The sequence below is a fragment of the Exiguobacterium sp. s168 genome (genome assembly GCF_018619035.1).
Taxonomy (GTDB): domain Bacteria; phylum Bacillota; class Bacilli; order Exiguobacteriales; family Exiguobacteriaceae; genus Exiguobacterium_A; species Exiguobacterium_A acetylicum.
This window is the reverse complement of the sequence record NZ_JACSNE010000033.1, coordinates 24,646-30,655: the sequence shown is the minus strand read 5'-3', so window position 1 is coordinate 30,655 and position 6,010 is coordinate 24,646. Positions and strand designations below refer to the sequence as shown.

Here is a 6,010-nt window from a genome sequence, read left to right as displayed (position 1 = left end):
AATTTAATTCACTAAGAGACCATGAGGTCTCTGAACGCGTTACTAATTACTTAAATTACTATAACGAAGAACGAATCCAAGAAAAATTAAGCTACCTGACACCGAAAAAATACGGTGTACAGGCAGCCTAATCAAGGTGTTTTATATGTGTCTCATATTGCTAGGTCAGTCTAAGGTGCTGGTTTCATATTGTAAAGAGTCAATACCCAAGACAAATAAGTTTTTTTAACTCGGCATATGTTGAAGTTCATTATAAAGAACGTAGCTTCCTGAGGGAATGTCTTTTGCGCGATACATGGCGAGATCCGCGTGCTGTAGCATCTCGAGCATACTCGAGGCATCCGTCGGATAGCAGGAGATACCGATGCTTGGCGGACAAGAAATCATATGATTGGCAATCTCATAAGGTGCTTGTAACGTGCTCAACAACTGAGTTGCCATACGATGAAGTTGTTCGTATGATTTAACATTCTTTAAAAGTAATGTAAATTCATCACCGCCTTGTCGTGCCATCATGTCAAAATCCGTTTCGAATGATTTTAGTCTTCTAGCAACAGCTTTCAATAACTGATCACCGATATCGTGTCCAAGTGTATCGTTGACTGCTTTAAATTGATTTAAGTCCATGAAAAATAAAGACACATTTGATGAAGGATGAAGAGAATTACTTTTAATGAGCTTTAACAGTCGTTCTTCGAACGCAAGCCGATTGAATAGTCCTGTCAGCGCATCATGATAGGCAAGGTATTGAATACGTTGTTCATTTCGTTTTATTTCAGTCACATCTTTACCGATACCGAAGATTCCAACAATTTCGTTTTGGACGATGATTGGAACATTGGTGATGTTCATATACATACTGGAACCCAATGCATTTTCAACAACGGTCTCATAACTTCGGGGCATACCTTTAAATACTTCCTTCAGTTCTTTTGCGACCGTCATCCGGTGTGTATCTTTAACATAACGAATGCTATTTTGACCCATCAAGTCGGTTTTAGAGACACCGAGAAGATCGCTACAGGCAGTATTCGCACTATCGAATTGACCTTTAAGATCCGTTGAATACACTGGATCTGGATGGTATTCGAACAGGGATTTATACCGTTCTTCACTTAATTCAAGCGTTTGTGCTTGATCGTAGTAGCGACGGACTAATTTATGATTCTCGATAATGATTAAGACTTGCCGAGTGATGACGAGTAAAATGGAAAGTCCTGAACCCACTGTCACGATATCGAAACTACGCGAGTGAAAACCCATGAAGACGAACAGAATCAAGACTCCTCCATAAGGCGTGAGCATTTGAAAAATATTTAACTTTTCAGGATGAGTCGTTGACGTTGTACTTATAGTATTTGGCTGATGTTGAAGACCTGCAAAAGCTAAAATGATCATTGCTATGATGAACAGAGGGTCAATTAAACTACCTGAGATGTATGTGTCTTGAGCAATCAAATACAAGTAAACAGAGTCAGCGATTGCTTGTATCGTGACGGCTACGATAATGAGATACATGGATAAACTCTTATCCTTACTCGTAAGATTAAAGAATAAAAAGGAAGCGGCGACTAACATGCCCAAGTCTCCTAAAGGATAGATCAAGGAGACAATGAGAGCATTGATCGTTGCCACACTCGTATCTAGGATCGGTTCAATCAAAAAGTGCCAAGAAAAAGTACTCGCAACGACTAAAATAATCATGACATCGAATAAAAATGAAATGCGTTGCTGTATAGCTGCACCCTTCAAAATTTTGTAAATCAGAGCGTAAAGCAGGAAGATAACTTGTAGAATGTAAAACACGTCTGGCCATCCTGGAAATGCCACGTTTTTGTGAAAAATATTTTCTGTGAAAAACCAAATCAATTCGGCGATTAAATAACAAAAGGTGCCGAAAGCGATAAGTAACCAGAACTTACGATCATTTGAATCAGCGCATTTGATAGCCATCCTCAAGTAAAGAAGGGCGATCAACAATCCTGCAATTGAAAAAATATTTCCCCCTAGTGCTTCAAGAAATTGAGAATCAGAAAAAGTGACAATCCATCCATAATAGCCTAAAGCATAAAGTAGAATGATTAGGATAAAGCTTTTAGGTTGTTTAAACATGCTATTCTTATACTCCTTCTTATCATATTCACTTAGTATACAATGAGCTTATTTTTTGAAAAGAATCTGTTTATAAAACAGGTCTATACTCGTTTATCAGCAGAGCATCTTAAAATTATTCCTTAAGATCAAGATAGAAAAATAAGTCGCCATCATAAAGTGCATGACATAAACGATCAAACGTCATCTACGGCATGCACTTTAAAATTTTTAGAGAGATGTGGTCTTCAAAACATCTTGTGTTTGAAGCAATGTAACAAATGCGTCAAAATCGATTGGACGAGAGAATAAGTAACCTTGACCGATCGTACATCCGTAGGAAGTAAGAACCTCTTTTTGTTCAATCGTTTCGATTCCTTCCGCTACGACGGTTAAATTAAGATTCAAGCCGAGCTCGATGATCGTCTTGACCATAGGCGATTTTTGATTAGAAGTCAGGCGATCGATGAATGACTTATCGATTTTCAATGTATCAATCGGAAGTTGCTCGAGTACATTCAAGGACGAATACCCTGTTCCAAAGTCATCGATGGATGTTTTAATCTGCGAGGTCTTCAAACATTGCAAAATCGAAACGCTCTCTTTGATGTTTTGAACAATGCTCTCTGTAATCTCAAGCTCGAGCCATTGCGAGTCAAGAGATGTCTCCTCGAGAATCTCGATGACACGCTGGCAGAAGTTTGGACTCTGAAATTGAAGAACAGAAACGTTGACCGATAGAAGTAAGGGTTCGAATCCTAAAAGCTGAAGTTGTTTACTTTGGTAAGTCGCAGTGAATAGGACCCACTCTCCGATTTCATTGATCAGACCTGCTTCTTCAGCGATTGGAATGAACTCAGCTGGTGAAATCCATCCGAACTTTGGATGATGCCAACGGAGCAATGCTTCCATACCAATGATTCTCCCAGAACGAAGATTGACTTTAGGTTGATAGTAGACGCTCAATTGATGCTCACGTATCGCATTTCGTAAGTATGATTCAATTTCAAGCTTTCGTACTAAGTTGGATTGTAGTTCAGTTCCATAGTAAACGAATGTGTAATTTCCATTCTGTTTAGCTTGATAAAGAGCTTCAGCTGTATGAGCCTGTATTTCTTCGATCGTCAAACTTTGGTCAGGAAATACACTGACACCACTATGCGCTACAATATTCAATTCTAACTCCTTTAAACGGATAGGCGCTGCAAGATGAATGAATACCTTTTCATTCACAACAGTGATACTAGATTTCTCTGTTTTTAGAAGTACAATCATAAACTCATCTTCACTGTACCGATACATTTTAAAATTCTCTTTCAATACATGTTTTAAGCGGAAAGATACTTCTTTCATGATCTGTTCCCCGACATGATGCCCGAAAATATCTGTGTACATTCGAATCCGTTCTACTTGAAGCAATATGAAGGCAAGCGGTGCATGTTCATCTTTAAGGCTATTTTTGGTGTCTTGTAAAAATGATGCACGATTACCTAAGCTCGTTAATGGATCGATATATGCGATTTGGTTTAATTCAGCTAATAATTCACTATTTTTCATGACAGTAAAAGCTTGTCTAATAATGATAAGAAGAAAAATCATGATCCATCCTGTACTTAAGGCATTTAAATTCCAAGCATAGCTTTGCATCATTAGGATGGAGAGGATCAAGATGCTCGAATAAGGAAAGATAAATTCTTTTTTTGTTGAAACATCAAGAGCAAATGGATCAATCATACTTTCTTGTCTTGGCTCTTTTTCATGATATCGAGCGGTGTAACCGATAAATAGTAATGCGATAGTCCAAATCAAATCGACACTGCCACCTGATATATAGCTATTCTTAATTGTAAATTGTGCAAAAGTGATATCTCCGATGACTTGTAAAAATAAACCGATGATCAAATAAGTCAAATATACATTTTGTTTGTTGAATAGAATTAAATAATATAGCGTAATTATAAAAAAAAGAATTCCTAAATCTGCAATTTGGAAAAGAAATATATGGGCGCTGTACCACAGAGACTGCTGATTAATCTGATAGAGCGGATAAAGCAGGTAATGATAACTAATTGAAGTCGCGGCTATCATATAAATCATTGTATTAAAGAAGAATGCCGAATTTGAAAATTTTCTCGTTTGATTCAAAAGTTGATTTAACAGTGCAGCAAAGTAGAAAAAGTAGGAGCAGACCCAAGTTAAGGATGATAAGTCCGGTGTAACCATGACATGATTCTTAACAAGTAAGATGATCCAAGCAAGTGTGCCAAGGGCGGAAAAACTCGTTCCAAGACCTAAAAACATCCAAAAACGTTTAGAAGAGTCATTTTTAAAATAACTTTTTATAATCCAACTCGTACTTAAAATACCTACGAACAACTGGACCGTGTTTAATAGAACCAATCGCATCCATTCAGATCCTTCAAAAAAATGGTTCCCATACCAAAATAATAAACCAATTCCGATGGACAGAAGGAAGGGGTAACTTATAGTTGTACGCAAAGATTGTTCCTCCCTTATGTTTAAATAGCTTTCAAATAAGTATCGGATATATTAGATTTATATTTAACATAATGTTCTAATGTCATTTAGAATTAAAAAATTGTTCCTAGTACGGTAACGAACTAAAAATAAACCTAGATCTCTCAATTGAGTAGATCTAGGTTTATTTTTAGTTCTTTATTGTTTTTTTAAGTCTCTTAGTGTAAACGACCAAAAAACTTTTTTATCGTTATGTCTATTAATTTGAAACTTTCAAGTTTACAACTTGGTACGTCGTTTTCGTTCCATTCGTGATGCTATACGCCAGTACACCGTCCTGGTAAAGAGGAAGGGATACCAACTCTTCAAAGTCCGTCAGGGGAGCAACCGTCTTCGCTTTTAGGTCCGCGTACATCAACTGATTGATACCTTCGCGGAAGATGACTTGTGTGTTCGAGAGAAAACGAATGCCACTAATCGTCGTCTGGGCACTTGAAGCGGAATAGTTCAGCGTCTTTTGGTCCAATCCGATGGGCTGGAAAATGGCGTCTCCTTCTGTTCCAAGAGCGAAATAGGTGCCGCTACGACTGAAATCAATCAATCCGGACAACTCTTTTTTATACGCACCATCCAATGTCTCGAGCACTCGGACGTTCTTTCCGTTTTTGTAGTGAGACGTGTATAAGGTCACGCCGTCATCGCTATCGCGGTGCTCGTACGTGAACAGACCATCTCGTGTTTTTCCTGTTTTTAAAATGAAGGACTGGAGTGGCGTGATCTTTCCGGTTTTTAACGAATAAGACTTTAACGTGGAAATCGTTTTTTGTTCAGTCGCTTCCTGCGTGATCCAGGACGCACGTGTTGACGTGACATCGATATGCGGCGGGGACGTATCGAAACGACTTTCGCCAGCATCAAGTGTCGTCACCTGATTCGTCGTAATCTTCAGTTGGCGAATCGACCACTTCACACCGGTCTTTGTCGGCTGTTCCGTTTCGACCCATAGTAAAAACGCACCTGTACCCGTCACCATCGGGATTGCGTTCTTCGTCGCATGGACGATTTTGTTGTGCTGTTGTTTCGTATCGTATGTATAGATGACACTCTTGTTTTCTTGTAGGTCAAAGTAGAAGATCTGGTTTTGATAAGCATACTGTGGATCGATCGAGACACGGTGTTTGCTCAGTAAAGAAGAGAGATCGTACGTTTTCGTTTGACCTAACGTGACGCGCTCCGTTTGTTTTTCTAATTCGATTGATTGTTGGTTCTTGGAGTCGGTCGCTGCTTTTTTGGAGGAAGTGTTTACTTGTTCAGGTGACGCGCTATTTTTCTGTGCTACACGCGGTGTTGCTTGTTCTTCCGTCATAGAACAACCCGCTGTCGCCCAAACGACGGTCGAGAGACAAAAGACGGATGCAAATCGATGTAATTTCATATCAGA

The 6,010-nt window shown here is 38.8% G+C and carries 4 protein-coding genes; 1 reads left to right on the top strand and 3 read right to left on the bottom strand.

What is annotated here, in order from left to right; genetic code table 11:
* The coding region (locus KNQ15_RS17060) for an IS3 family transposase (protein WP_214729958.1) at positions 1-131 on the top strand (131 nt) is incomplete at its 5' end.
* A 94-nt stretch (positions 132-225) separates the two neighbouring features.
* Here KNQ15_RS17060 and KNQ15_RS15100 read toward each other — a convergent pair.
* The 3 genes from KNQ15_RS15100 to KNQ15_RS15090 form a co-directional block, all read right to left on the bottom strand.
* Positions 226-2,112: a DUF4084 domain-containing protein gene (locus KNQ15_RS15100; RefSeq protein ID WP_214729957.1), complete on the bottom strand. Its 1,887-nt coding sequence runs from the start codon at positions 2,110-2,112 to the stop codon at positions 226-228.
* Between the two features lie 210 nt (positions 2,113-2,322).
* On the bottom strand, positions 2,323-4,590 hold the full coding sequence (locus tag KNQ15_RS15095; RefSeq protein ID WP_214729956.1) for a putative bifunctional diguanylate cyclase/phosphodiesterase: 2,268 nt from the start codon (positions 4,588-4,590) through the stop codon (positions 2,323-2,325).
* 238 nt (positions 4,591-4,828) lie between these two features.
* On the bottom strand, positions 4,829-6,004 hold the full coding sequence (locus KNQ15_RS15090; protein ID WP_214729955.1) for a hypothetical protein: 1,176 nt from the start codon (positions 6,002-6,004) through the stop codon (positions 4,829-4,831).
* Positions 6,005-6,010 lie beyond the last annotated feature (6 nt).